Origin of the sequence: Haloarcula marismortui ATCC 43049, from assembly GCF_000011085.1 — an archaeon.
Lineage (GTDB): Archaea > Halobacteriota > Halobacteria > Halobacteriales > Haloarculaceae > Haloarcula > Haloarcula marismortui.
Genome location: NC_006396.1, coordinates 510720 through 532299 on the forward strand (window position 1 = coordinate 510720; position 21580 = coordinate 532299).

General features: G+C 59.6%; 37 protein-coding genes. 5 read left to right on the forward strand and 32 right to left on the reverse strand.

What is annotated here, in order from left to right:
- Positions 1-59: 59 nt before the first annotated feature.
- Together RR_RS06540 and RR_RS06545 are read right to left on the reverse strand one after the other, a co-directional pair.
- On the reverse strand, positions 60-1310 hold the full coding sequence (locus RR_RS06540; protein WP_011223100.1) for a mandelate racemase/muconate lactonizing enzyme family protein: 1251 nt from the start codon (positions 1308-1310) through the stop codon (positions 60-62).
- A gap of 107 nt (positions 1311-1417) precedes the next feature.
- A complete protein-coding gene (locus RR_RS06545; protein WP_004962032.1) occupies positions 1418-2884 on the reverse strand; it encodes a DUF4397 domain-containing protein in 1467 nt (488 codons plus the stop codon).
- A 334-nt stretch (positions 2885-3218) separates the two neighbouring features.
- Here RR_RS06545 and RR_RS06550 point away from each other — a divergent pair, with 334 nt between their 5' ends.
- Together RR_RS06550 and RR_RS06555 are read left to right on the forward strand one after the other, a co-directional pair.
- Positions 3219-3497 carry an ArsR/SmtB family transcription factor gene (locus RR_RS06550; RefSeq protein ID WP_004516907.1) on the forward strand — a complete coding sequence of 93 codons (279 nt, stop codon included), beginning with the start codon at positions 3219-3221 and terminating at the stop codon, positions 3495-3497.
- A gap of 60 nt (positions 3498-3557) precedes the next feature.
- The gene (locus tag RR_RS06555) at positions 3558-3839 is read left to right on the forward strand and encodes a hypothetical protein (RefSeq protein WP_011223101.1); all 282 of its coding nucleotides are present in this window, start codon (positions 3558-3560) and stop codon (positions 3837-3839) included.
- Positions 3840-3992: 153 nt separating this feature from the next.
- Here RR_RS06555 and RR_RS06560 read toward each other — a convergent pair whose 3' ends face one another.
- The 3 genes from RR_RS06560 to RR_RS06570 all read right to left on the reverse strand — a co-directional run bounded on the left by RR_RS06560 (position 3993) and on the right by RR_RS06570 (position 5654).
- Entirely contained in the window at positions 3993-5027 is a 1035-nt protein-coding gene (locus tag RR_RS06560) for a tyrosine-type recombinase/integrase (protein ID WP_008309592.1), read from the reverse strand.
- Entirely contained in the window at positions 5020-5361 is a 342-nt protein-coding gene (locus RR_RS06565) for a hypothetical protein (RefSeq protein WP_011223102.1), read from the reverse strand. Before RR_RS06565 ends, RR_RS06560 begins: the two co-directional genes overlap by 8 nt.
- An 86-nt stretch (positions 5362-5447) precedes the next feature.
- Complete coding sequence (locus RR_RS06570) at positions 5448-5654, reverse strand: ribbon-helix-helix protein, CopG family (RefSeq protein WP_011223103.1); 207 nt, start codon at positions 5652-5654, stop codon at positions 5448-5450.
- A gap of 117 nt (positions 5655-5771) precedes the next feature.
- Between RR_RS06570 and RR_RS06575 the strand changes: the two genes are divergently transcribed.
- Positions 5772-6089: a PhiH1 repressor gene (locus RR_RS06575; RefSeq protein WP_011223104.1), complete on the forward strand. Its 318-nt coding sequence runs from the start codon at positions 5772-5774 to the stop codon at positions 6087-6089.
- 307 nt (positions 6090-6396) lie between these two features.
- Entirely contained in the window at positions 6397-7368 is a 972-nt protein-coding gene (locus RR_RS06585) for a hypothetical protein (protein WP_049938783.1), read from the forward strand.
- Positions 7369-7402: 34 nt separating this feature from the next.
- Here RR_RS06585 and RR_RS22670 read toward each other — a convergent pair whose 3' ends face one another.
- Genes RR_RS22670 through RR_RS06605 form a run of 4 tightly spaced genes read right to left on the reverse strand, consistent with a single transcriptional unit; the run spans position 7403 to position 8949 of the window.
- Positions 7403-7594: a hypothetical protein gene (locus RR_RS22670; RefSeq protein WP_011223105.1), complete on the reverse strand. Its 192-nt coding sequence runs from the start codon at positions 7592-7594 to the stop codon at positions 7403-7405.
- 29 nt (positions 7595-7623) lie between these two features.
- Positions 7624-8025, reverse strand: coding sequence for a type II toxin-antitoxin system VapC family toxin (locus RR_RS06595; protein ID WP_049938785.1), 402 nt, complete (start codon positions 8023-8025; stop codon positions 7624-7626).
- Positions 8026-8241 (reverse strand): DUF7557 family protein, encoded by a 216-nt coding sequence (locus tag RR_RS06600; RefSeq protein ID WP_011223107.1) that lies wholly within the window; start codon positions 8239-8241, stop codon positions 8026-8028.
- 51 nt (positions 8242-8292) lie between these two features.
- Entirely contained in the window at positions 8293-8949 is a 657-nt protein-coding gene (locus RR_RS06605) for a site-specific integrase (protein WP_049938786.1), read from the reverse strand.
- Between the two features lie 179 nt (positions 8950-9128).
- Between RR_RS06605 and RR_RS06610 the strand changes: the two genes are divergently transcribed.
- Entirely contained in the window at positions 9129-9632 is a 504-nt protein-coding gene (locus tag RR_RS06610) for a hypothetical protein (RefSeq protein WP_011223109.1), read from the forward strand.
- Positions 9633-9715: 83 nt separating this feature from the next.
- Here the strand turns inward: RR_RS06610 and RR_RS06615 are convergent, their stop codons facing one another.
- From RR_RS06615 to RR_RS06715, 23 genes are all read right to left on the reverse strand, one after another.
- Positions 9716-10555, reverse strand: coding sequence for a hypothetical protein (locus RR_RS06615; RefSeq protein WP_011223110.1), 840 nt, complete (start codon positions 10553-10555; stop codon positions 9716-9718).
- Position 10556: 1 nt separating this feature from the next.
- Positions 10557-10796, reverse strand: a complete 240-nt coding sequence (locus RR_RS06620) for a hypothetical protein (RefSeq protein WP_049938788.1) — start codon at positions 10794-10796, stop codon at positions 10557-10559.
- A gap of 291 nt (positions 10797-11087) precedes the next feature.
- Positions 11088-11213, reverse strand: a complete 126-nt coding sequence (locus RR_RS22940) for a hypothetical protein (RefSeq protein ID WP_011223112.1) — start codon at positions 11211-11213, stop codon at positions 11088-11090.
- The gene (locus RR_RS06625; protein ID WP_049938789.1) at positions 11203-11634 is read right to left on the reverse strand and encodes a hypothetical protein; all 432 of its coding nucleotides are present in this window, start codon (positions 11632-11634) and stop codon (positions 11203-11205) included. Before RR_RS06625 ends, RR_RS22940 begins: the two co-directional genes overlap by 11 nt.
- A complete protein-coding gene (locus RR_RS06630) occupies positions 11631-11846 on the reverse strand; it encodes a hypothetical protein (RefSeq protein ID WP_011223113.1) in 216 nt (71 codons plus the stop codon). Before RR_RS06630 ends, RR_RS06625 begins: the two co-directional genes overlap by 4 nt.
- Positions 11843-12295, reverse strand: a complete 453-nt coding sequence (locus RR_RS06635) for a hypothetical protein (RefSeq protein ID WP_011223114.1) — start codon at positions 12293-12295, stop codon at positions 11843-11845. Before RR_RS06635 ends, RR_RS06630 begins: the two co-directional genes overlap by 4 nt.
- Positions 12283-12825: a hypothetical protein gene (locus RR_RS06640; protein ID WP_011223115.1), complete on the reverse strand. Its 543-nt coding sequence runs from the start codon at positions 12823-12825 to the stop codon at positions 12283-12285. The genes RR_RS06635 and RR_RS06640 overlap by 13 nt, the downstream gene beginning before the upstream one ends.
- A complete protein-coding gene (locus RR_RS06645; RefSeq protein ID WP_011223116.1) occupies positions 12822-13664 on the reverse strand; it encodes a hypothetical protein in 843 nt (280 codons plus the stop codon). The genes RR_RS06640 and RR_RS06645 overlap by 4 nt, the downstream gene beginning before the upstream one ends.
- Before the next feature lies 1 nt (position 13665).
- Entirely contained in the window at positions 13666-14055 is a 390-nt protein-coding gene (locus tag RR_RS06650) for a hypothetical protein (RefSeq protein ID WP_232508552.1), read from the reverse strand.
- Positions 14055-14411: a hypothetical protein gene (locus RR_RS06655; protein WP_049938791.1), complete on the reverse strand. Its 357-nt coding sequence runs from the start codon at positions 14409-14411 to the stop codon at positions 14055-14057. Before RR_RS06655 ends, RR_RS06650 begins: the two co-directional genes overlap by 1 nt.
- A gap of 81 nt (positions 14412-14492) precedes the next feature.
- Positions 14493-14690 (reverse strand): hypothetical protein, encoded by a 198-nt coding sequence (locus RR_RS06660; RefSeq protein ID WP_011223119.1) that lies wholly within the window; start codon positions 14688-14690, stop codon positions 14493-14495.
- The gene (locus RR_RS06665; RefSeq protein ID WP_011223120.1) at positions 14690-15202 is read right to left on the reverse strand and encodes a hypothetical protein; all 513 of its coding nucleotides are present in this window, start codon (positions 15200-15202) and stop codon (positions 14690-14692) included. The genes RR_RS06660 and RR_RS06665 overlap by 1 nt, the downstream gene beginning before the upstream one ends.
- Positions 15202-15465, reverse strand: a complete 264-nt coding sequence (locus RR_RS06670) for a hypothetical protein (RefSeq protein ID WP_011223121.1) — start codon at positions 15463-15465, stop codon at positions 15202-15204. The genes RR_RS06665 and RR_RS06670 overlap by 1 nt, the downstream gene beginning before the upstream one ends.
- A 14-nt stretch (positions 15466-15479) precedes the next feature.
- A complete protein-coding gene (locus RR_RS06675; RefSeq protein WP_232508553.1) occupies positions 15480-16196 on the reverse strand; it encodes a hypothetical protein in 717 nt (238 codons plus the stop codon).
- Positions 16197-16210: 14 nt separating this feature from the next.
- Positions 16211-16741, reverse strand: coding sequence for a hypothetical protein (locus tag RR_RS06680; RefSeq protein WP_011223123.1), 531 nt, complete (start codon positions 16739-16741; stop codon positions 16211-16213).
- Between the two features lie 2 nt (positions 16742-16743).
- On the reverse strand, positions 16744-17007 hold the full coding sequence (locus RR_RS06685; protein ID WP_049938792.1) for a hypothetical protein: 264 nt from the start codon (positions 17005-17007) through the stop codon (positions 16744-16746).
- Positions 17008-17089: 82 nt separating this feature from the next.
- Entirely contained in the window at positions 17090-17230 is a 141-nt protein-coding gene (locus tag RR_RS22325) for a hypothetical protein (RefSeq protein WP_011223124.1), read from the reverse strand.
- A complete protein-coding gene (locus RR_RS06690) occupies positions 17227-18027 on the reverse strand; it encodes an ATP-binding protein (protein WP_232508554.1) in 801 nt (266 codons plus the stop codon). The genes RR_RS22325 and RR_RS06690 overlap by 4 nt, the downstream gene beginning before the upstream one ends.
- Before the next feature lie 220 nt (positions 18028-18247).
- Positions 18248-18493, reverse strand: coding sequence for a hypothetical protein (locus RR_RS06695; RefSeq protein WP_011223126.1), 246 nt, complete (start codon positions 18491-18493; stop codon positions 18248-18250).
- Positions 18490-19062 (reverse strand): hypothetical protein, encoded by a 573-nt coding sequence (locus RR_RS06700; protein WP_011223127.1) that lies wholly within the window; start codon positions 19060-19062, stop codon positions 18490-18492. The genes RR_RS06695 and RR_RS06700 overlap by 4 nt, the downstream gene beginning before the upstream one ends.
- A gap of 4 nt (positions 19063-19066) precedes the next feature.
- On the reverse strand, positions 19067-19627 hold the full coding sequence (locus RR_RS06705; RefSeq protein WP_011223128.1) for a hypothetical protein: 561 nt from the start codon (positions 19625-19627) through the stop codon (positions 19067-19069).
- Positions 19621-20235, reverse strand: coding sequence for a hypothetical protein (locus tag RR_RS06710; protein WP_011223129.1), 615 nt, complete (start codon positions 20233-20235; stop codon positions 19621-19623). The genes RR_RS06705 and RR_RS06710 overlap by 7 nt, the downstream gene beginning before the upstream one ends.
- Entirely contained in the window at positions 20232-21572 is a 1341-nt protein-coding gene (locus RR_RS06715; protein ID WP_049938794.1) for a hypothetical protein, read from the reverse strand. Before RR_RS06715 ends, RR_RS06710 begins: the two co-directional genes overlap by 4 nt.
- Positions 21573-21580 lie beyond the last annotated feature (8 nt).

A 21580-nucleotide genomic window follows, 5' to 3' on the forward strand; every position in this document is an offset into this window, starting at 1 on the left:
GGGTGACCACCACGTCACCCGGTGCCGCCCCAGTCAACACCAACGATGGGGGTCGAACCTTACGCCTCGTCGAAGACGGTGTCGCCCTCGACAACGTGCTCTTCGACAGCGTCGAGGTCGAGCGTCAGCCCGAGACCCGGCTCCTCCGGAATCTCGATGTAACCGTTCTCGATGACGGTCTCCTCGACCAGGTCATCCCACCAACCAAGTTCGTAGGAGTGGTACTCGACGGCCAGTGAGTTCGGGACTGCAGCCCCGACGTGTGCGCTCGCCATCGTCGCGATCGGCGAGGAGACGTTGTGCATCGCGACTGGGATGTAGTACTGGTTCGCCACGTCGGCAACCTTGCGCGTCTCGCGCATTCCACCGACTTTCGGCATATCCGGCGCGATCATATCGACAGCCTGGTTCTCGATAAGCCGTCGCTCCTCGGTGACGCGGTAGCGATTCTCGCCCACGGTGATCGGCGTGGTCGTGGACTTGGTGACTTCCTCCTGCACCTCGATGTTCTCCGGCGGAACGGGGTCTTCGAGCCACCAGACGTCGTACTCCTCGATGGCCTCCGCGAGGCGCTTCCCGGAGCTGCCCGAGAACGTCCAGTGACAGTCGAAGGCCACGTCAGCCTCGTCTTTGACCTCCTCGGTGACCTTCTCGACGATCTCGGCCTTGTGCCGGATTTCACCCGGGCGGAGGTGTCGGTTCGCGCGGTCTTTCTCCAGGCCGCTTGGCACGTCGAGGTCGAACTTGAGTGCGTCGTAACCCAGTTCGTCGACGACGCGACGGGCCTCCTCGGCGCAGGCCTCGGGGTCAGCCTCTTCTTCGGTGTGACAGTCACAATACACGCGCATCTCGTCGCGGTACTTCCCACCGAGCAACTGGTATGCCGGTACTTCGAGGATCTTGCCCGCAAGGTCGTGTAGCGCGACCTCGATGCCAGCGATGGCCGTCACGGTGACACCCTCGACGCTCCCCTCGCCGCTCATCTTCTGGATGAGGTGCTCGTACAGGCGGTCGATGTCCAGCGGGTTCTCGCCGACGACAAACGGCTTCATCCGCTCGATGAGTTCCGGGACGCCAGCGCCCCAGTAGGCCTCGCCCGTGCCGACGATGCCTGCGTCGGTGTAGATTCGGACGAGCGTCCACGGGAAGTTCCCGTCGACCATCGTCGTCTGAACGTCGGTGATCTCCACGTCGCGACCGCCGCCGCGCTTGGCGGTGACACCCATTGTCTCCGCAGAGAGCTCCCGCATGGTGTACTCTGCGTTCGGGTCGTGCAGGTCAGCGTAGTCTACGTCGTTTGCCTTTCCCATACCCCCGCTTGCTAGTGGCGTCACAAAAGTGTAGAGGAAATCGGTCTCGTTCCGACACGGTCGACTGCGTCGATACCTGCGGGGAGCCCACGGCGTCCCGCGGGCCGCTACATTCCGCCGGTGTCCTGTGCGACAATCAGATCAAAGGGTGTGTCTGCCGGTTCGTCGTCCGGCGTGAGATAGCCCGCCGCAAAGGCGGTGTACCCGGTTTCGCCAGCCAGGCTAAGGTCGTACTCCGCGACAACGTCCCCGTCGTTGTCAGGTGTCGCTCCGCGGACCTGTATCGTATACTCACCCGCTGGCACCTCGACGCTGTCGAATTCCCGGAAGTCGGCAGCATCGAACAGCACGTCGCCGCTCGATCCGACTGTCACGTCGACTTGTGGGGCATCGGGCGAGAGGTGAACCAGTCGGAGGCGGGCTGTCCCATTGCTGGGTGCGGTGAGATTGTCGGCGAGCACGAGTGGCTGGAAGGAGTCACCGGTATCGTCGCCGATTTCGCCGGCCGCTGCGACGGTGTACGCCTGTCCGCCCTCAACGGTCACGTCACCCTCGAACACCGACGTGTCCGGGTCGCCGGCAGCAGTGATTTCGACCGTTCGCGCGCCAGCGGGGACCTCCAGATAGTCACTGACAGCGCCGAAGGGCACGTCTTCGAGCACGGCCGACCCGTCGACGTACACGTCAACGTTCGGGGCGTTCGGCGACATGTGTGCCACCCGGACATTCGCTGGCTCAGACTCTGTTTCAGTTTCCGTAGCGCTGCCGCCAGTGTCCTGTGTCACGAGCAGGTCGAAGGGCGCGTCCGCCGGGTCGTCGTCCGGCGTGAGATAGCCTGCTGCGAAGGCCGTGTACACCTCGCCACCGGACAGGCTCACGTCGAACTCCGCGGCGACGTCGCCGTCGTTGCTCTCCGTGTCACCACGTACTTGGAGCGTATAGTCCCCTGAAGGCACTTCAACGTAGCCGGAGCCGCCGTACTCGACGCCGTCGTACAGCGCATCTCCGTTCGACGCGAGGGTCACGTCGACGGCCGGCGCGTCGGGCGAAGCGTGGACCAGGCGGACGCGTGCGGTGTCGCCGCCGGGGTCGCTGTTGTCGTCTTCCAGGACCAGCGGTTCGAACGCCTGGTCGGCGTCATCGCCGATTTCACCGACTGCGGCGATGGTGTACGCTGTGTCTGCTTCCACCGCAACAGGCCCCGAAAACACCGACGTGTCCGGATCACCAGCGGCGGTTATCTCGACCGACCGCTCTCCCGCGGGCACGTCGAGGTACTGACTCACCGCACCGAAGGGAACGTCTTCGAGGACTGCATCGCCCTCAAGATAGACGTCCACGTTCGGGGCGTTCGGCGACATGTGCGCCACTCGGACCGCCGCAGTCCCCGGATCGGTTTCCGCTTCGGTCTGAGTGTCTGTTTCGGTCTCCATCGGCGTGTCCATGCCGCTGTCCGTCTCGGTGTCTGGCTCTTCGGCACCGCCGTTACCGCCGCCGCTACAGCCAGCGATGCCGACTGTCACACCGGTTCCGATACCGAGCAAGATCCGTCGTCGGGTCGTGTCTGATGACATCCATCATCTGCTGGGATTGTCAGTTAAATAGTACATTTCGTGACTCGGGCGAGACTCTCTCTCAATTCTCTCTCAAATCCGGCTAGAGAGCTCGAACCCGCCGTTTGCTCGAATTCCCCGAAACTGTTTTATCGAACATTCCCGGACGTTTGCAACATGGACAACAGGTTTCTCGCGCTGGGTGCGGCGACGGTTCTCAGACCCGGGCCAAACGGTGGTGTTTTCCACCCTGGCTGCCGCCCACTCAGCCGTGGGGCGCAATCTCCGGCCGTGCGCGGCCGGTCGTGCCCCATGTCGGTGGATTCTTGCCACCCCGTCCGGAAATGGAACCAGAATGGAGACGGTCCTCTGGCAAACGCTTGCAGGTACCCGCGGAGGACCCAACCGTGCCCGCGTGCTTCGCGCGCTGGCCGACCAGCCGCGAAACGCCAACCAGCTCGCTGATGACCTTGACCTCGCGTACAACACAGTCCGATACCATCTCGATGTCCTCGAAGACAACGGCGTCATCACCAGCAGCGATGCCGACTACGGCGTTATCTATCTCCCCAGTGAGCGCGCGAGAACCCACTGGGACACGGTCGAACAAATCCTCACACAGGTGGACGATTGACATGAGCACGACACCACATCGCCGACAGTTGGCCACTGACCAACGACAGGAGCCCGCACCATGAGTCTTGTATTGAACGGGGCTCGTATCGCCGCCGCAGTCAACATCCTGTTGCTGGGCGTCCTCATCAGCATCTGGGTGCAGACGTACCGGGAAATCCGTGCCCCGCTGACGCTTGGCTCTATCGTGTTCGCGTCGTTCCTGCTGGCCGAAAACGCCGTTGCCCTGTACTTCTACTTCACCGCACCGGCGATGCCCGCGATTGCCGTTCAGGTGATGATGGTGCTCCAGATGCTCGAAACGATTGGTATCGGCGTGCTGACGTACTTCACCTGGAAGTGACGCGTGGCAGCTTTCATTGATTGCCTGTTTGAACGACTCCGTCGCTCGTTTCGCTTCGTGAAAAGTGGGACCGCCGAGAATGCCCACGTAGGAAAATTGGCGCACTGTACCGCACTGAACCGCTTAATAGCTCTTTTGGTGATGGTGGATTCATCATGAATCGGCCTCTAAGTCGAGTTCTAAGTTGTTGATGTAGGGGCGGCGGCGCTCCTCCAACCGCTGGCGCTTCGTTGCCTGGTCGTAGTGCTTTTCGATGACTTCGAGAGTGGCGTTCACCCGTTCTGAAACCACCTCGGCCGGTAAGCCACAGTCACGCTGCCAGGTGATGCTCCCCGTCCGAATCCGGTGGGGAGAGAGCGACGACGGACACTTACTCGCGCTGTGAATGTGGAGATACGAACAAGTCTCTCGCTCCTTCCCGTGGGGACACGGGCCATGCAGGCACGGCTGAGTAGCGAGATACGTCCACACCCGTGCAGTGTTCTCACTCGCGCGGCCCTGAGTCGTGGTGAACAACGGCTTGCGGCCATGATCGTCGTGGCTACTCTCCCGGTGATGCTCAATGTAGTAATCCAGCACCTCACAGACTGCCTCCGGTAGCCCAACCGCCCGCTCACCATCGCTATCGTTCTTCAACGGCGTCCCTTCTCGATGGTGGAAAGTCACGAACCGCTCGCCGCTGTGGTAGTCCCGTAGATCAAGGCTACGGGCTGCACCTACCCGGCATCCCGTAAACCAGAGAAGTTCGAGCAGAGCGTGCTTTACTGTCCCGTAGTGTGTAGGATCTGACCGCATAGCTCGAAGCAGTTTCTTGGCTGCCTCCGGTTCCAGCATCTCGTCGTTGGACTCTTCTCCATCGGGTATCGTAGGGACGTGGACTTTTTCGGGTAAGTCCTCATCAACCACGTCGATGCGTGCCAGATACTCCAACCAGTTCTTGAGAGTCTGCATCTCGCCGTTCAACGTGGCCGGCGAGACATCCGAGCCGCGACGGAAGGTCTCGTACTCATCGAGCTTCCAGCCAGTCAGCTCGCGCATGGCGGTGATATCGCGCTCTTCTGCCCACTCGACAAAGTGCTTCAGCCGATACCGAAACGATTTGATAGAGGCGTCGGCCGCGTCCGTCTGGCGGTGGGCAAGATAGCGATCTCTCGCCTCTCGCGGAGAGAGTGACGGCCTCTCAGTCATCAGCGACCACGGCCTCGTCGGCCCCGTCGACGTCGGTGGTTCCGGAAGTCATCTCCCGTGCTCGCCGCCGCCAATCCTCGTCCTCGATGCGCTGGGGCTTCATCCCGCTGCTGCCGGCTTCGCCGTACCGCTCCTTCCGGATTCTCTGGACAGCGTTCACGCGGTGAGGGGGCAGTTTGAACGTCTGCCCGTCCCACTGCTTGAGCCACAGCCAGCCGTTTTCGCGGACCTTCGCCGAAACGACATACACGTTCCCAGACCCGTCCACGTCAACGACGGCAGGCTTGTCGGCGTTGGTAAGGTTCTCCGGGTCCGGGTTGTCGGCAAGGCTCATGGGCCGTCCTCCGTGTCGCTGTCGCCACTCTCTTGGTCGCTCGAATCGTCATCAGAAACTGGGGCCTCAGAGCTACTGGACATAGTTTACGCGGCCCCCGTTTTCGACTCTTCAGTTCGTCGGTTTTCGTCTGTACACAGTTCGGTTTCTGGAACATCAAACGGAGAGTCGTGCGCCTGGCGAATGAGATGGCGAATATACTCGGCCCGACTCATTCCGTGTCGTTTCCTTTCCTCTTCGATGTCCGCGAGCATCGACGGCTCCATGCCCACGGTCACATTTGCATGTGGCATTGCATGAATCAATCGTTGCCCTTGTCAGATATAGTTTACGGCAGCAATATTAGGGGCCAGTTGAATTAGATACAGACAATCCGCCCTATTATGGACTATGGCATCAATGATTGATTCATGCGCTATTCGGGCGGCTGGATGGTACTAGCTGATGACCGGATTCTCGAATATATCCGAGAAGAAGGATCTGGTCGTCCAACCGAAATGCAAGAGAGTGGATACGTCCGCTACTCTAAGCAGTATATCAGTACTCGATGTAAGAAGCTCTCAGATCATGGACTGCTTGATGACCTTGGGAATGGTGTCTACGTCATCACGGAACGTGGAGAACGATACTTAGACGGTGAAATTGATACCTCAGAGGACTCCCCCGACGAAGTTGAGTCGGTATTTGAGGGAGAGTCCAAATCCGGAGAAAATCACGAGCAGGTCTAAAACATGAGCAGGCGAAAGTCGGCATTCTGGATGAAGCAGTTGGACGAACGGATTCTTGAACATCTTGACCGCGAGGGCTGGGCTACCCCATCAATTATGGCCAAAACAAAGGGTTTCAGCGCCTCAGAGGGACATATTCGGGAGCGGTGTCTGATGCTACAGTACACCGGTTTCGTCGCGCCCATCACAAGCGATATGTACGAACTAACGACTGATGGGATACAGTATCTTAGAGGGCAGATCGACGCAAGGCATCGGCCAAAACCGACCGTGGAGCGGGTATTAAACGGATAACTCGTTTTGACCAATGACCGAAGATAACGAGGAACTCAGTCAGTTAGCGGGTATTGAAAGGGGAATTGATGATCACGATGAGTTCCAAACACTTCTAAACCATAAAATTCAGATATTTGAATCGCTGGCGAACGACTCTCTAAAGATATTAAGTATACAGCTGTTCATAGTGCCAATCTCTTTAAGTATTATCTCTTTAATTGAGCAGGGTAACTTACCTTTTGTCGGCACCTCATCCGCATTATCGAAAGAGAATATTGCTCCACCGGAACTTAGTGGATTGATTATAGCTTTCTCGTTTGCCATAGTTGCGATAATTTCTGTTATTTCCTCGTACCACTACTGCAGATGGAGAGCTAATACGTTGCCAGCGTTATTACTCTACAGAAAGGGGCTTGCAAAAAAACCGGCTCCAAAATTGACTCGTTTAGTTACATACCTGAGCAGTGAGGAAACGGCTAAAGAATTAGAATCCGTCCCAGAGGAACAGACTGCACAGGAGCAACTCTTATACGGCTATCCCGGAATGGGTTCAATTGAAGCATTCGTTAGGGGCGTTCTTTCCCTATCACTCTTAGTATCATTTGGCTCGCTAGCCTACCTGCTGAGGGATATCTTGGATGCTGACTTCCCAGTATGGCTGCGAATATCTCTACTTGCTATAATAATCCTATCACTAACTCCCTATATGTACGCAGCTGGACACATATATGCTGTCTTGGAGGGGAGTGCAGGATTCATTTTTAGATTTATCAACCTTCTTCGTGAATTATTATACCGTCTGTTTCGGAGACAGGCTACGACGGTCTTCGCTTGGACACTTGATAATCCAATGAAATCGCTATCCGGGTCAACTGGTCTGTATCTATTCGGTATGGCATTATTCATGAGCGATATTTGGACGGAAAGCGCATTATTGGTCGCATTCTCATTATTTATTGGTATCTACGGAATCATACCATTGTCAATTAATCTAATAAAGTAAAAATAAGATATTGTGTGCTCCCAACCAGTAGAGTTTATCTACAGGTACTTCGAGCTTCTGTAATCCCCATTGTACCGGGATGAACCACCTCTGTGCCCTCGTCGCCGCCCCCGAGAAAGTCGACCTTCCCGCGCTCTCGCAGTTGCGCCTCGGGCGTATGCGTCCCGCGGTAGTGGTCGAGGAACGTCTGTAGACCGTCCCAGCCGCTCCAGTCACAGACTATCATAACGTCCAGTAAATGAAGCCTCAGCAAGATTAGGCGGTATGCACAACATCCACGTCGGTAAGTTCCAGAAGGGGCTCCTTGTCGAAATCATTCTTGTTGTGGGTAATGAAGGTGCCACCCTCAGTGTGTGCGGTAGCCAGATTCAGGAGGTCCGCGGAGTCAAGAGTCACGCCTTGGGACTGTAGTTTCTCATCGAGATAGGCGGCTTCGAGTGCGGTGTCCGACGTGAACGGGAGTATCCGGTCAAGACTTGACCGGAGATGCTGTTGCTCTTGAAGCATATCGCTCCGACTGTCGTAGCGCTGAAACGACTCCCACGCGACGTGAGAGGGGATTGTCCATTCGTCGGTACGGTACTGCTTCAAATGCTCAACCACCGCTGCCTCGGAATTTCGAAGCTTAACCAGAATATCTCTGTCGAGAACAATCATCTACCGGCGGTCCTCCAGCGATTCATTCAGCCGTTCGCGGGCTTCGTCCATTTGCTCGATCTCTTTCTCGTCGACAGAGGGAATTGACTCGGCTATTGCTTCTACGTCTTTCTCGCTTCGACTGAGTCGGTCCAGAAGGTCGTTGAAGCTTTCGTCGTCTCGCTTCAGGTCACGCAGTCGTTCTTTCACTTCGTCGGTGACTCGGATAGTGCTCATATGTATACGTTGTGTACAAGAGGTTGGTATCTGTTTCGGTGACTGAGAGAATTAGTCCGCTGTATGGTGAGAGGCCGGCGGCATCGTACCTGGATGTACCACCTCCGCGCTCTCGTCGCCGCCCTCGAGGAAGTCGACCTTCCCGCGCTCTCGTCGAATCGCCTCCGGGCTGAACTCACCGAGGTAGTGCTTCCTGAACGTGTCCCAGTCCTCCCAACCTCCGAAGGACATCACGACCGACGGGATCACACCCTGTTCCAGTAGGTACGTGCCCCAAGTCCGGCGGAGATCGTGAACGTCGAGGTACTGCCAACCCCTGTCGCCGGTTTCTTCCTCCAGTTCGTCAGCTGCACGCCGGACCCAGCGGTACACAGTTGACCCAGCCACGTCCAGCAGCGGCTCGTCGTCGTCCTGCTGGTACGCCAGCGTCTCCGCGATGGTAACGACTTCCTGCGGGACTGGCGGCTCTCGGTACTTGTCCCGCTTCGCGTAGCTCTCCCAGACTCGGATGTGATCGCCAGTCGGTCCGTCGACGAGGTCTTGCGGACATACCTCGATGATTTCCGAGCGCCGGAGTCCGACCCGACCGGCGAGCAGGAAGGCAAGCCGCTGGTGTGGTGTCTCAGCCTGCTCGATGAATCTCGTTAGTTCGTCGTCCGACAGCCACACCCGTTTCCCGTCGTCGTTGTCGTAGTCCTTCAGCCTCATGCACTCGTTCCCCAGTTCTATTGCAAAACATCTAGTTTTTTCGGTCAACTCGGGGGGTAACAGGGCCCAGATTTGGCCAGATTGCACCAGAATGCCGGGTTCTCGGGCGTTGTCGATACTGAACTGAAGCCAAGTAACCACCGGAATAGATTTTAATTCAGACAATCTTAATTCAAAATATGGATCCATATTGTGAGTCCGCAGAGAACTTAGATAGATTGCGATTGAAAATCGGGCATCTTGAAGAAGAGTGGCAGGAAATTTACGAAAATTGGGATGACCGGGAGAACATACGGTCTGTGGAGGAAGATATTATACCGCTCATTATTTCCACCCACGCAGCTATTGAAGACCTCACAGCACACCTAATTCTTGCTTTCGTTGTCAAAGATTCCTTCTCTGAACGCGCCTTCGAGTATTTTTATTCTGGAATGAGCCAGTCGCATAGGGAGAGGTTGCTAGTCAATTGCGAAATACTTTCAAATCAGACACAGGGTCGAATTAGCAATTTCAAGGGTCTGAGGAACGATGTCGCACATGGCACGTTTATGCAGATTGGTTGGCATCGAGATGATGTTCCAAAGAAGATGAATGACGCATTTGAGGTTCTAAACAAATTTGAGAGGGCATTCACTGACCGTGAATTCATAGAAGAAATATACCAAGGAAATAATAAGATATGAATCTGGGTGTGGCAATGCATCTGCGGATTTGAACGGTAATGGAGGATTCTGGTGCGACGGCTTATAGAGTTGCAGTAGCCAGTTTATGATGTGATATCAGGTAGTGAATGGGGATGTATCCGGACATAGAGGTTATCTCCGTCGCTCCATTGATCGTAGTCAATACCAATATACTCTTCTTCTAGGTTTGTCAGAGCCCCATCAATGATTTCTTCACATTGATCACCAATGCCCCTCATATCTAACCATTCGTTTACCGGCTCTTTACGCTGGTATAGCGCAAGCCTCTGGATGGTTTCCTGTGTAACATCGTGAATAGTGTCATCATTCTCAACAAAGATACACAGTAATTTTTTGCCAACTAATTCCTCAAGACGTTCTTGAAATTTATATCGGTCGTACTGGTCATTGAGTTCCATTCCGACATAAATGTCTCTCACACCGCCATCTGGATCAAAATAACCAGCCGTAACTAGTGACGATAGATAGAATGCATCAGTTCCGTATTTTTTTGCAATATCCTTTTTTCTCTCATGAATCTCGTCTCTATCTATATCCTTCTGGTTAATGAGAGCCCTCAAATATAAAGACGCATCTACGATAGAGAGGTAATTTTCGGACAAAATCCCATCAAAATAGTCTATGATCTCATCAGCAGACTCATCATACCCTTGTTCGATCGCGTTGGCGTCTGACTCCTCTTTTTCATCAAGGACCCGTCCTTGAATCTCGAATTGCTCAGGAGGGACATTGAGCAATTCTCTCCGCTCTTTTTCTGATAATTCGCTAATGTTTATTTTTAACGAGTCGCCTTCTTTTTGAAGCTTGTCTCGGCTTTCATAATTAATTAGACTAACATTACGGATATCAATGTTGGGTCGAAAATTGATATCTAAGATTTTTTCTAAAGCCTCAAGAACCATATTAGTCCTGACGACGACGCTTCACGTGTTCTACCAGTGTAGTGAAATCATCGTCAAGGAATAGCTGGGATCCCTTTTCAACCCCAGCAAAATCATCAATATGAATCTCGTTTCCTTCTGGAGTTGTTTCGCGCTCATTGCGCTGAGGGTCAACTATGTATCCCTCACCATCGGTTGTTTTTCCGAATGATTCGATGATGAATTCAGCCGCACTTTCATCGAAAGTTAATGTAGTGGACATGATTGATCGGTCGGACGTACTATTGTTCTCGTAACACTCTAGCTTACACGCGGTTGTTATATCTGCCCATTCTCTGTCGGCAGCGTGGTACTGTATATCGTACTCTACGAGGTGTGAAGAATAAAAAAGTATGGCCAGTTTACAACATTTGAAAACACTTGAGATAGTTTGTCCGGTAAACAATGTTCGCGGTTTTAGAGAGTTACTCCTAGCTGTAGGATTGACAATATAGGTCATAAGTGGAGAATCACTATGCAAAAGATGTCCCATTTTCCCCACAGAACCGGACACCTACCGCGGCGGTTCGACAGCAGCCGACGGATCCGCTCGTAGTACCTCGTCGGTCCCGTCGACCGTCACGAGTAGCCGCCCGTCGACCTTCTCGAACCGGAGCGGTGGCGCGTCGTCAGACGGCATTTGCCACCACTTCCGCCGCGTTGACCATCGCCCGCCGGCCGCCGGCCTTCCACACCGAATCTATCGGCGTGTGCCAGCCCAGCGCGTGCTGTAGCGAGTCGTCGGCCGCCAGCAGTGCTAGCAGTACCACCGCGACCGCGTGCCGCCGGGGCCACTCGCGCCACCCTGGACGGAACGGGGCGAGTAGCACCACCGCGTTCGCCGCCAGCGTCAGACTCGCGCCGATGACCGGATACCGGGGCCATATCAGAGCGAAGCTCACGAGACCACCCAGCACGCCGCACAGCGCCACCCATGGCTCTCGGCGCGGGTAGTTGTCCCACACGATGAGGATAGGCACCAGCGCCGCCAGCGTGGCCCACAGGTAGTGATGTGGGAGTACCGCCGACCCATCCGGCACAGTATGGTACGGGAAGCTCACTTATCGCCCTCCTGCGTTGCTTGCATTGCGGTCTCCTCGTCTGTACCCGGCGGAGCCTTGTATGGGAGCTTCGACGCCACCAGCCGCCCGAAGCCCTCGATGCGCTCCATCCCGTAGCGGGTCGGCACTGCCATGCCCGAAATGAAAAACAGCAGGCACAGCGCGACGGTCTGCGGGTCCGGTATTTGCGGCAGTGCTTGGAGAGGAATCATCGCTGAACCACCACCGCGACCCCGAGCAGGGCCAGCCCGCCAATCAACAGCAGGTTGCCCATGCCGTCGTCGCCGTCTCCTGTCGACGGCAGGATGATAGGAGGCTGTCCAGTGCCTCCCGAATCGCTCGACCCCGAACCGCTCGAACCCGTGTCGTCGGGAGTGGTCGCGGTCTCGTCGCTGTCGTCACCGCCGTCCGATAGGCTGCCGTTGCTGGCCTCAACCAGTGCCTCTACCTCGTCTTGCGAGAGGCTGCTGTCGGACGACTGGACGGACTCGGCCAGATGCTCGACGTTGGATACCTCGTCGGCCCACTCGTCGGTCATGGCCTCGTCGTTCGCATCGTTTAGCTCTTCCGTCGAGTCGTAGTCGCCTGCGTCGATGACTACCCCGTCGTACGATTCTCCAGCGTCTCCCTCGTATGCTCCTCCTGTGATTAGCGTGCCCATATCAATAGTGCAAGCGCGGCGATGCCGGCCGCCGCAACCGTCTTTGTCGGGACTGTGCTACGCTGCTGATTGCTCTCCGAGCCGCCTGCGGACGGCTGTGTGCCGGGTTGCTCGTCGGTCCCTGTCGTGCCGGGCACCTCCGGGTCCGGCTGGCTGTCAGTGTCCGGCTTGGGTGGGTCGTCGGGGTTGTAGATTTGAACCGTCGAAACCGTCGTGCCGTCGACCGTGATGGCATGTTGACCGGACCCCAAAGTTAACGGGATGTCGACAAGCTGGAAACCGCCGAAATCCTCGGCTCCGGGCACATCGACCATCCGAGTCGGCACTCCGCCAATCTCGACCGGGAGGCGCTGGCCGGCACGACTGCTGTACTGATAACCGTTGCCGGTCCACTCACGAGAGGAGACCCCGATGGGAATCTGGTCCCGGAATGAGTGCCACGAACCATCGGGACCGCTCGGCTCTGGACCGATGGATGATATGCCGGCTTTGACCGGGATACCGGTATCTGAGATGGTTGTGAGGGTCATATCTGATGAGAGTGGCCGGGGCCGGTCGGCAGCGAGATGGTCAGGTCGACGTTGCCCGAGAGCAGCCCGCCGGAAGTGGCGGTCATCTCAACGGTTATCTCGCTGATGATGCCGTCGACCTGCACGGTTTGGGTCCCGTCACTGACCGAGACACTGCCGTGGGTCTGCGTCGAACCCTCAACCGTGGCATCTACCGTGTGGGCGGTCGATACGTCGACAGACGTTGCAGCCGTCCAGACTGTGACGGTTTGAGTCGACCCCTCGCTGATGTTCTCACTGACTGTTACGGTCGGCGCGTCGGCACTGGCAGATTGGGTCTGGGTCGGCTTGCTGTGATGGGCCGTCGAATCGCTCGCATGATTTGACAGGGCCGTGGCAGCGCCGGTCTGGTCGTCCGTAACGTTGTGCGGGTTGCCAGTGTCCCCGGCGTGACTGTCTAACTCCGACTGAGTGGCCGTGTCAAAGCCTAAATCGCCGGTCCCGATGGGATACCCCGACAGGTTCGACAGCGAGATATTGCCCTCCGCGACGGCGAGGTCGTCGTTGCTATCCAGCGTCAGCGCGTTGCCGAGTGCCAGTGCAAGAGCCTGCCCCGACCGAGTGAGCGGTGAAGAGACCGTCACCGGGTCGTGGTGGTCGCCGGGCGAGACGTTCGTGAGTTGGTCGTGGCTGACGTAGCCGGTCGTGTCCCACTGGCTGCCGTCGTAGACCTTCACCTCGCCGTTGCGGTCGGTCCCGCCGTCCGTGTCGAACCAGAGTTCGGCGTTCTTCGGGTCTGCTGGCTCGGCGCTCTGGATGTAGTCGAAGCCACCGCCGGAGGTAGCGGAGAGTCCCGCCATCTCAGGTCCCTCCTTCAAAGACGATGCCCACGCCGTCGCCGGCCGTGTTGGTCCTGATGTGCAGGTCCGACAGCGTGGCTCCTTCCCACTCGAAGACGTGGCCCGCGTCGGTCAGCGGGATAAACTGGTCGTCTGTGTCTCCGAGAAACACGTCTCCGCTGTTGGCGGGCAGGTAGACGACGAGTGCCGTCACCCCGTCCGGGATGGAGAGATCGGGCAGCTGCTCGGCGGCCGTTCCGCCGGTCGTGTAGGTCTCGATGGTCGCCCCCGACGGGTTCCCGACGGCCCTCTGAATCGCCTGCTGCCGGTCCTCGTTGGCCGGCGTGGTGTCTTCGCCGTCGGAGTCCTGCACCTTGTTGATACGCTCGACTGCCGCGTTTGTGTCGAGCATTATCCGCTCACCTCCCAGCCGATGGGCTGAATCGAGTAGGTCCGCGTCGTCGTGTCTCCAAGGTTGCGGACGATGATACGGAGCTTGCTGGAAAACCGCCGGGCCGGAAGCCATGTCGCCGTCAGGTCGTCAATGTCGGTCGGCGGTATTGGGGCCGGTCCGTAAATCTTCTCGCCGTCTTGCCACACCTCATAACTGCTGTTAGGATGCTTCGAAACGGCCAGAATCGGCAGCACAAACTCCGTCACCTGCTTGGTCGGCTCGAAGGTCACGGTCAGCTGTGATCCGGGGTCGAGCGACCGAGAGATAGGGTCGTTGTACGGCACGTCGTCAGCCGCCGGCTGGGGGACGATCACGCCGCACCCCCCTCCCCGTCGATTTGACGGCGTTGCTCCTCGATCTCCTCCTCGGATAGCTCTCTCGTTTCTGCTGTTACGTCAGTTCTCATCTTTCTCCGTACCGCGTAGATGCTCGTTCACCAGCACAGCGATTCCCTTCCGATGGTCGCTTCCGTTTAGCTGCCGGTCGTGCCGTAGGACTGCCTTGTGCGTCCATCTGGCTTCGATAGCGATAGCTGACAGTGCTCCCGCGATTACGATGGCCGCAGTCTGGTAGACAATTGGGTCGGGAAGCATCACGCGCTCCCTCCTGTTGCCGATGCGGCCGCTTGGACGTAGGGAGCGCCAAGCAACAGCAGCGCCACCACGACGACGATACCGCCGGCTTCCCGAGCGCCGACCATGCCGTAGCCGAGCAGGCCGCTCCCGGCGTCCGGGTCAGATTGTCGACGAAACACCGGCTCATCGCTCTCAGCGTCAAGAGCGGCCCCCAAGTCCACGGATGGGCCAGCGAGGTCGTGCTGATCGTCCTGACCGCCCCACTCGCCATCATAGTCGAAAGCGTAGTCGTAGGCGTCCCGTGCGGGGCCGGTCAGAACCGCGTCTTGGTTGTACTCCTCGCCCTCCTCGGGCGGGGTGCCGTAGGCCCCGACTATGAAGTCAGCCGTTTCAGAGGCCGTGGGGCCGACTCCGGTGGCCTCCTGGACTGGTGAGAGTGCCCAATCGGCATATGTGCCGGTCGCGTCGGCCGCCGAGTCTGCCAGCGTCCCATCTTCGGGTTCGAGGTCGTCGGGTAGCCACTCGGCCATTAGGTACCCTCCTGCACGGACAGGTACAGCAGGATGGCGAACATCAGGACGTTCAGCGCCGACAGCGCCATCATCACATCGTCGGTCGTCCATCCCGACTGCTCGACTGTCGCGGTCAGCGGGCCGTTCGTCTCGCTGTTGCTGCCGGCCACTTCGTCGGGGTCAGCGTCGGTCGTCGTGAACGTTACCGAGTCCTCGAAGTCGCCGCTCTCTGTTGCCGATGCTCCTTCTTCCCATACTGGCGTGTAGTCAGCCGAAAACATGGCTAAGAAGTCTCCTACTGCCGTCCCATGTCTGCCGCGACGGCCGAGGTGAGGCCCTGTATCTCACTCTGGCCGACCATGGCAGGGACGTGCAGGAGTGCGTTCGTCGGCTCTGTCCCGTCGCCGTTGGTGTCCGTCCAGCGGACGGTGTACGGCGCATCGAGGTACACGTCGACGGTCATGTCCGTGCCGACCCAGTTGTGCAGCGGGGTCTGATTCAGCCGTAGGTACTCGGGCTGCTCGATCTGCGGAGCCTCGTGTACCAGCCCGAGGTTCCCCGTGTACACCCGCTGAGAACCTGTATCGGCGTTGCTCGCCGCCTTGCGGATTTCGAGAGAGGCGGCGGCGTCACTGATGTAGTAGATGTGGACGGTGCTGTCGGTTCCCGAGTCGGTTACGGTGATGGTGTCGTTGTCGTAGTCCACCGAGTCCGGCGTGCCGTAGTACTCGCCGTCGAGCCACACGACGACCGGCTGCGTGACCGGCGTGTCGGTCACGGAGTGGCCGAGGTTGAACTGCTCGGAGTCGTCAGCCGTCGCGTTGGTCGTCTCCTGCTGGTAGGCAGGAATAGCGATTTTGAGAGGGTTCTGCCGGCCCTCGCGGAGCATGTGGGCCGTGGTGGCCCGGTAGCGGCCGATGCGCGACCGCTGGCCCTGCGAGTTGACCGAGGTGTCCATCTCGTCGGGCGTGATGTGGCCGGGCTGTCGGCGAGCGTCGGCCAGTCGGTCCATCAGTCCCATCGGAATCACCGCCGTCCGTGCTGCTCGACTGCGTTGCTCTCGATGTACACCTCGGACTGCGCCCAATCGATTTGGGCAGGCGAGTCGCACATCAGGTACAGCGTGTCGATGTCGCGCACATCGACCTTGGGCACGGAGTCGCCGCCGTTCGGGGCGTTCTCCGGGGCCTGTAGCTCGATTTTCACGCTGTCGATGTTGTCGACGTTGCGCTGCTCGGAAATGCCGAGCTTGACGTACTGGCTGATGTTCTTCAGCACCTCGGAGACCTTCATCGCCGATTCGTGACCGGACGGCTCGACGGCGAAGTACAGCGAGGTGCTGGTCGGGAGCTTGTCGCCGTTGGAGTCGCGCAGGTCCATGTAGACGGGCATCCCGTCCTGCTCGCCCTGTGCGACTCGGTTCAGGAACCGGAGGAACTGGCCCCGCTCCGGCGTGATTTCGAGGATAGGGGTGGGCCGAGGGCTGGCCGGCGCGTTCTGCGCGACCGTGACCGCCTCGGCCGTGCTGCCCTCAGACGCGAATAGGTCTTCGGACATGCTCAGTCATCCCCCATGAACCGGGTGCGAAGCGACTCCACGACGTGGACACCGCCACCGAGCGCGACTTTGCGTCCCTCCCCTCCGTAGAGAGCGCCACCGACCGCGACGGTCGCGCCGTACGCCTCGTCGGGCAGGTCCTTGCCCATCTTGTTCTCGACTCCGTACTTGACAGCAGCAGGGGCCACGAACCCGCCCATCACGAGGGCTACGTCCACAACGTAGTCCTCCGAGGCGAGTGTGCCCATCGCATTACCAAAATCCATGCAATCACCCCGTTTAGACCGGTATATATTCAAGAACCGACGAAAAAGCGGAGTGGTCTGCTTCGGGGTGCTTCGGAGTGGGTCAGTACTGCGAGTCGTCCAGCAGGATACGCACCACCTCAGCGTTTGAGGGGCTGCTGCCGGGAAGGTCTCGGTCGATTCGCTCGCGTGCATCCTCGAACCGTTCGCTGTCGTCGCCTCGTAGGGTAATCTGTGTCATCATGCGTACTCCGGTGGGTTGAGGTCGTTGCCTTCGCTGCCGTAGTGCGTGCTGCTCATCTTGACGCCGCCAGTGTCGACACGCCGCCGGTTCCCGTCGTCGTCTGAGTAAATCCACTCGCTCCCGACGGTCTGGCCCTCGTCGTTCTTGTGCTTTTGGAGCGATGTGGGCCGCTCTCTTCCGCTCGGTAGCAGTTCCTCGGGTAGCGTCGACGGGGCCGGGTCTGCTCGCGGGTCGTGGAGTTCGGCAGGGTACTCTATCGACGTGGAGAGCGGGCCGATCTCCCCGCCGTCGAAGCCCCCGACCATGCGGGCCTGACACTGCGTTAGGATGGTCTTGTCTATCTCAGCCGTCCGTTGCGTTACCCACATGGTCGACGTGCCAGCGCCCCGGCCGGTCGTCGCCAGTTCCTTGATGGGTTTCGGCAGCTTCTCGCGTTGGGGAGCGACGAAGTGGGCTTCGTCGACGACCACCAACTGGTCACGGTCGAGGCGACGGAGCGCCGAGGCAATGCGGGTAGCGATTTCCCGCCAGCGGTCGGTCCCGATCTTCGCTTTGTGCCGTTCCAGCACGACGTAGGGGTTCGCTCTCAGGACCGCCATCCAGTCCTGTACGGACCATTGCGCTTCGACGGGGCCGACTATCAGGTGGTCGGCCACGCCGGCTTTGACGAGTCCCCGGTACTCCGCGCAGTAGTCCAGGACGGCCAGCGCGTCGTAGTCCTTGGCGTTGCTTTCCATCCAGCTTTGGGCATGGAACCCCTTACCCCAGCCGCTCTGTGCGACAAACGCGAGGTTCACCCGTCTCCCTCCGTGCAGACGCCGGTTCTTGGTGTGTCGCCGAGCCGGAGCGGTCGGAGTCGGAGCCGCTTGCGGAACCGGCACCACCACGACGGGCAGCGGTAGGTCCACGAGAGCGGACCGACCGAGTGGGCACGCCGCACCATGCACCGGCTACAGCGCCGGCAGATAGGGCGGCCGCAGGCGTCACACTCCCGGCGCGAGTTGGTGCAGTCGTCGCTCATTCGTCGGTGTTGGTCTCCACGTCGACGGCTTCGAGACGGTACAGGTCTCCGGTCCCGCTGGTGCGGATGGTCTGAGCGTCCCCGTCTGCGAGGGCTTGCAGGTCGCACTCGGTGAGGGTCGCCCAGTCGGGCCGGTCGTCGCGGTCGCCGTCGGTTGAGCGCGTCCCGGTCAGCACCTCGTAGACGGCACAGGAGAGCAGTGCCGCTCCCATTGCTTCGAGCCAAATGTCAGTGTGCCTCATGCCATCGCCTCCGTATTTGCTTCGATGGCCTGCTTGGTCTCTTTCGACGGACCGGCGAGCAGGTCTTCTATAGCCTTCTCACCGTCGAACTCCACAATGGTTCCCTCGAACTCGGAGAGCGAGACACCCCACTTCTGGCTGATGTGATGGTCGGCGAGGTCTCGGTCGGTCGCGTCGATTTCGCCGGCTTCGGCGTTGCGGTAGGTGTCTGCCCAGCGGCCGATTTGAGCCGCCCATTCATCGCTGTCCATCGCCGAGTAGTGCGAGAGCGCCGCCGGGTCGCCGTCGATGTCGACACACTGCTCTATCCACGTCTCTGCCAGCGACGGGCCGCCGGGGGTCTGTGCGTCGACCACATCGAGGATGGCCCCCACTCGCTCCTGCTTGTCGAGGTTGGTCCGGCCGTCGCCAGTTTCGAGCTCTAGTTCGGCCCGCTGCTCCATGACCGCCCGCCGCTGGGCTGTCTCGATTTCTGCCAGCACCTCCGCTATGACCCTGATATGGTCACTTTCGCGGGGGTTTTCGAGTTCGGCCTTTGCTCGCTGAATCTGCTTGAGTTTGTCCATCATGGTCTTAGAGTAGGTCTGCGTCGGTCAGTTGGTCGCTCAGTCCATCCATCAGGTCGCTCGCTGCGTCGGTCTCGGTCAGCAGGACCACCGCGACGAGACCGGCCGTGCCGATGGCGACGGCCTTGCCGGGGGGCACATCGGCCCCCATGCCGGCCTGCTGTAGCCACTCGTCCACGTTCTCGTCAAGTTCGACCGGCGGAGCGCGGGCCAGTTCCTCGATGTCCTCGGCGGTCTTGCCCGGCTCGCCGTCGGTCGACTCCGCAATTTCGCCGAGCAGGAGCGCCAGCATCGAAACGTACTGGTCGCCCCATGTCTCGCCGTCGTGCATGGCCGGCTGGCTGGCCGTCTCGTCGGTCCCCTGCTCGTCCGTATCGTCTTGGTCGTCGGGGTCGCTCTCGTCGGCGCTGGCGGCCCCTGCTTCCTCCTCGACGTCGTCGGGGTCTACATCCAACTCGTCTAGCGATATGTCCGCTTTCTCGTCGGGGTCGATGTCGGGCGCGTCTTCCTCGGTCTCTCCCTCGTCGCTCTCCTGCTCGGCCGGGTCGACCTGTTCGGTCTCTACCATGCTACATCAGCCTCCGGGTCGTCGGCAACTGGGTCGGCCTGCTCGGTCTCCTCGGTCACTTCGCTGTCTACCTCGGTCGGCTGGTCGTCGCCCCCGGAGAGGGCAACGAGCAGCAGCCCGAGCAGCAGGATACCAGCCACGAGGGGGACCACAGGCACCCCTCGGCCGCTGGTCGTCTGGCTGGTCTGTCCTCCCTGCTGTCCCCCGCTTTGGCTGCTGTCGTTGAGGTCGTCTGGCTGGTCGTTTGCCTGCTGTGCCTGCTGTACCTGCTGGTCGTACTCGTCGGATTGGTCCATGTCTTGCTGGTCGTTCTCCCCGTTCTGGGGGGTTTCAGTCTGCTCTACCCCCTCGGTTTGCTGGTCGTCGTCGCTGTCCCCTTCGCTACCAGCCGCGCCCCCCGTGCCGGGCGGGTCGTCGTCGGGGTCGCCCTGCTGGTCGTCTGGCTGGTCGTCGTTGCTCTCTCCCTGCTCGTGCAGGAGCGGTTTGAGGCTGCCCCAGTCGTGATCGTCCCCCAGTGCGTTGATGTGAGAGCGGACAGCCGCGAGGGACTTGTCCGATTCTGTGCCGTAGTCGCACCCCTCTGCGGGGCAGTAGTATGGCTCTTTCATGCGTACTCCATCAGCCCGCCCTCATCGTCGGGCAGGGCTTCGCTCTTGGCCGCTGCTGCTGCTTCCTGTAGGGTTGCGTCGGCGTTGTGGCCCGTCACCTCGTCAGGCTGGACTCGCTCGGTGATGCCAACGGCCACCGTCTCGGCCACGGTCGGGTCGGGCAGGTTGGTAGCGAGGTCGAGCGGGCCGGCTGGGCCGGTCAGTTTGACGTTCCATTTGCCGCGCTGGTGGCTGTCCAGTGCGATTTTGTGAGGGCCGCCGGTCCACGTCGTCCCCTTCTGCCGCCACGCCTTCGGGGCCACCTCGTTACCTGCTTCGTCGCCACCTGCAAGCGTGACCTGCTTTTCCTCGGCCACCTGCTCGGCGTCGGTGTCGATCCCGAGCGTTCCCTGCTGCTCAGTGGCGAACTGGTCCGGTTCGTCGGCCTGCTCGTCGGCAGTCTCGGTCTGAGTGAAGTGATCGAGCGTCCGCACCTCGGGGATGCTGTCGGGCATGGTGTCGAGGGCGTCGAGCAGCGTATGCAGCCGGTCGGGATGCATCGGCTCTTGGCCGTTCGCCTCTCGAATCCGGTTGATGGCTCGCCATGCCTGCCGGGCGTTGATGACTGCTTCCCTCGCTTTCGTGAGGGCGTCGTCTAGCTGTCCCATGCCGGCTTTGTAGCCGGTCCAGGAGTCGCGGAGCGCCCCGGCTACCTCCGGCGTCACTTCCATCTCGGGGTACTCGTCGCCGCCGACAGTCACGAGTACGTCCTGCTCGTTCGCATGGCGCTGGTCATCGAGCAGCAGTGATACCTCGTCGTCGTCGTAGCCACAGGACTGCTGAAGGAACTCGCAGGCTTCGGGGTCGCCGTTCTCGCAGTGCCCTCGGGCGTGGTCGCACTGGCTGGATTGGGCGGCTCGGGCTGCACGGCCGGCCTTCTCCTCGACGGACTCCTCGGCCGTCCGGCTGCCGCTCTCTCGGGCGGCGTCGGCCATCACCTCCCGGTGCTCGTCTACGGTCAGGGTCGGGTCGTAGTAGCTCGTCCAGTCCTCTACGCCCTCAGACTGTGCGATGCCCTTTACAGAGCGGGCGTGTAGGACGTTGGCCCGGCCGTCGGAGAAGTCGATGCCGTCGCGCTCAGTGTCCGAGAGAGCGACCTGTCCGCCGTCGTCGCCGCCGTCGTCGCGGCTGTCGGCCGCTTCCAGTCGCTCCTGCTCTAAGACCCACTCAGGTGTGCCGCTCTCCGCCCACGCCACGGTCTTGAGCCGGCGGTCGTCATCGCTACACAGATACTCACTGTGTCGGTCTCTCGCGGCATCTGCGGCGTCCTTACTTCCGTACTCTATTCGCTCCGTCAAATTATCAC

Excerpts from the sequence above, each read along its gene's own strand:
- RR_RS06600 (WP_011223107.1), bottom strand. The coding sequence starts at position 8,241 with ATGAGCACTATCCGAGTCACCGACGAAGTGAAAGAACGACTGCGTGAC.
- RR_RS06565 (WP_011223102.1), bottom strand. The coding sequence starts at position 5,361 with ATGAGCCTTGCCGACAACCCGGACCCGGAGAACCTTACCAACGCCGAC.
- RR_RS06650 (WP_232508552.1), bottom strand. The coding sequence starts at position 14,055 with ATGCTCGACACAAACGCGGCAGTCGAGCGTATCAACAAGGTGCAGGAC.
- RR_RS06610 (WP_011223109.1), top strand. The coding sequence starts at position 9,129 with ATGGATCCATATTGTGAGTCCGCAGAGAACTTAGATAGATTGCGATTG.
- RR_RS06685 (WP_049938792.1), bottom strand. The coding sequence starts at position 17,007 with ATGGATTTTGGTAATGCGATGGGCACACTCGCCTCGGAGGACTACGTT.
- RR_RS06560 (WP_008309592.1), bottom strand. The coding sequence starts at position 5,027 with ATGACTGAGAGGCCGTCACTCTCTCCGCGAGAGGCGAGAGATCGCTAT.
- RR_RS06545 (WP_004962032.1), bottom strand. The coding sequence starts at position 2,884 with ATGTCATCAGACACGACCCGACGACGGATCTTGCTCGGTATCGGAACC.
- RR_RS06630 (WP_011223113.1), bottom strand. The coding sequence starts at position 11,846 with ATGATTCCTCTCCAAGCACTGCCGCAAATACCGGACCCGCAGACCGTC.
- RR_RS06705 (WP_011223128.1), bottom strand. The coding sequence starts at position 19,627 with ATGGTAGAGACCGAACAGGTCGACCCGGCCGAGCAGGAGAGCGACGAG.
- RR_RS06635 (WP_011223114.1), bottom strand. The coding sequence starts at position 12,295 with ATGGGCACGCTAATCACAGGAGGAGCATACGAGGGAGACGCTGGAGAA.
- RR_RS22940 (WP_011223112.1), bottom strand. The coding sequence starts at position 11,213 with ATGCCGTCTGACGACGCGCCACCGCTCCGGTTCGAGAAGGTCGACGGG.
- RR_RS06675 (WP_232508553.1), bottom strand. The coding sequence starts at position 16,196 with ATGGACCGACTGGCCGACGCTCGCCGACAGCCCGGCCACATCACGCCC.
- RR_RS06640 (WP_011223115.1), bottom strand. The coding sequence starts at position 12,825 with ATGACCCTCACAACCATCTCAGATACCGGTATCCCGGTCAAAGCCGGC.
- RR_RS06645 (WP_011223116.1), bottom strand. The coding sequence starts at position 13,664 with ATGGCGGGACTCTCCGCTACCTCCGGCGGTGGCTTCGACTACATCCAG.
- RR_RS06710 (WP_011223129.1), bottom strand. The coding sequence starts at position 20,235 with ATGAAAGAGCCATACTACTGCCCCGCAGAGGGGTGCGACTACGGCACA.
- RR_RS06595 (WP_049938785.1), bottom strand. The coding sequence starts at position 8,025 with ATGATTGTTCTCGACAGAGATATTCTGGTTAAGCTTCGAAATTCCGAG.
- RR_RS06700 (WP_011223127.1), bottom strand. The coding sequence starts at position 19,062 with ATGATGGACAAACTCAAGCAGATTCAGCGAGCAAAGGCCGAACTCGAA.
- RR_RS06670 (WP_011223121.1), bottom strand. The coding sequence starts at position 15,465 with ATGTTTTCGGCTGACTACACGCCAGTATGGGAAGAAGGAGCATCGGCA.
- RR_RS06615 (WP_011223110.1), bottom strand. The coding sequence starts at position 10,555 with ATGGTTCTTGAGGCTTTAGAAAAAATCTTAGATATCAATTTTCGACCC.
- RR_RS06665 (WP_011223120.1), bottom strand. The coding sequence starts at position 15,202 with ATGGCCGAGTGGCTACCCGACGACCTCGAACCCGAAGATGGGACGCTG.
- RR_RS06620 (WP_049938788.1), bottom strand. The coding sequence starts at position 10,796 with ATGTCCACTACATTAACTTTCGATGAAAGTGCGGCTGAATTCATCATC.
- RR_RS06585 (WP_049938783.1), top strand. The coding sequence starts at position 6,397 with ATGACCGAAGATAACGAGGAACTCAGTCAGTTAGCGGGTATTGAAAGG.
- RR_RS06660 (WP_011223119.1), bottom strand. The coding sequence starts at position 14,690 with ATGCTTCCCGACCCAATTGTCTACCAGACTGCGGCCATCGTAATCGCG.
- RR_RS06555 (WP_011223101.1), top strand. The coding sequence starts at position 3,558 with ATGAGTCTTGTATTGAACGGGGCTCGTATCGCCGCCGCAGTCAACATC.
- RR_RS06540 (WP_011223100.1), bottom strand. The coding sequence starts at position 1,310 with ATGGGAAAGGCAAACGACGTAGACTACGCTGACCTGCACGACCCGAAC.
- RR_RS06575 (WP_011223104.1), top strand. The coding sequence starts at position 5,772 with ATGCGCTATTCGGGCGGCTGGATGGTACTAGCTGATGACCGGATTCTC.
- RR_RS06550 (WP_004516907.1), top strand. The coding sequence starts at position 3,219 with ATGGAGACGGTCCTCTGGCAAACGCTTGCAGGTACCCGCGGAGGACCC.
- RR_RS06680 (WP_011223123.1), bottom strand. The coding sequence starts at position 16,741 with ATGTCCGAAGACCTATTCGCGTCTGAGGGCAGCACGGCCGAGGCGGTC.
- RR_RS22670 (WP_011223105.1), bottom strand. The coding sequence starts at position 7,594 with ATGATAGTCTGTGACTGGAGCGGCTGGGACGGTCTACAGACGTTCCTC.
- RR_RS06695 (WP_011223126.1), bottom strand. The coding sequence starts at position 18,493 with ATGAGGCACACTGACATTTGGCTCGAAGCAATGGGAGCGGCACTGCTC.
- RR_RS06605 (WP_049938786.1), bottom strand. The coding sequence starts at position 8,949 with ATGAGGCTGAAGGACTACGACAACGACGACGGGAAACGGGTGTGGCTG.
- RR_RS06570 (WP_011223103.1), bottom strand. The coding sequence starts at position 5,654 with ATGCCACATGCAAATGTGACCGTGGGCATGGAGCCGTCGATGCTCGCG.
- RR_RS22325 (WP_011223124.1), bottom strand. The coding sequence starts at position 17,230 with ATGATGACACAGATTACCCTACGAGGCGACGACAGCGAACGGTTCGAG.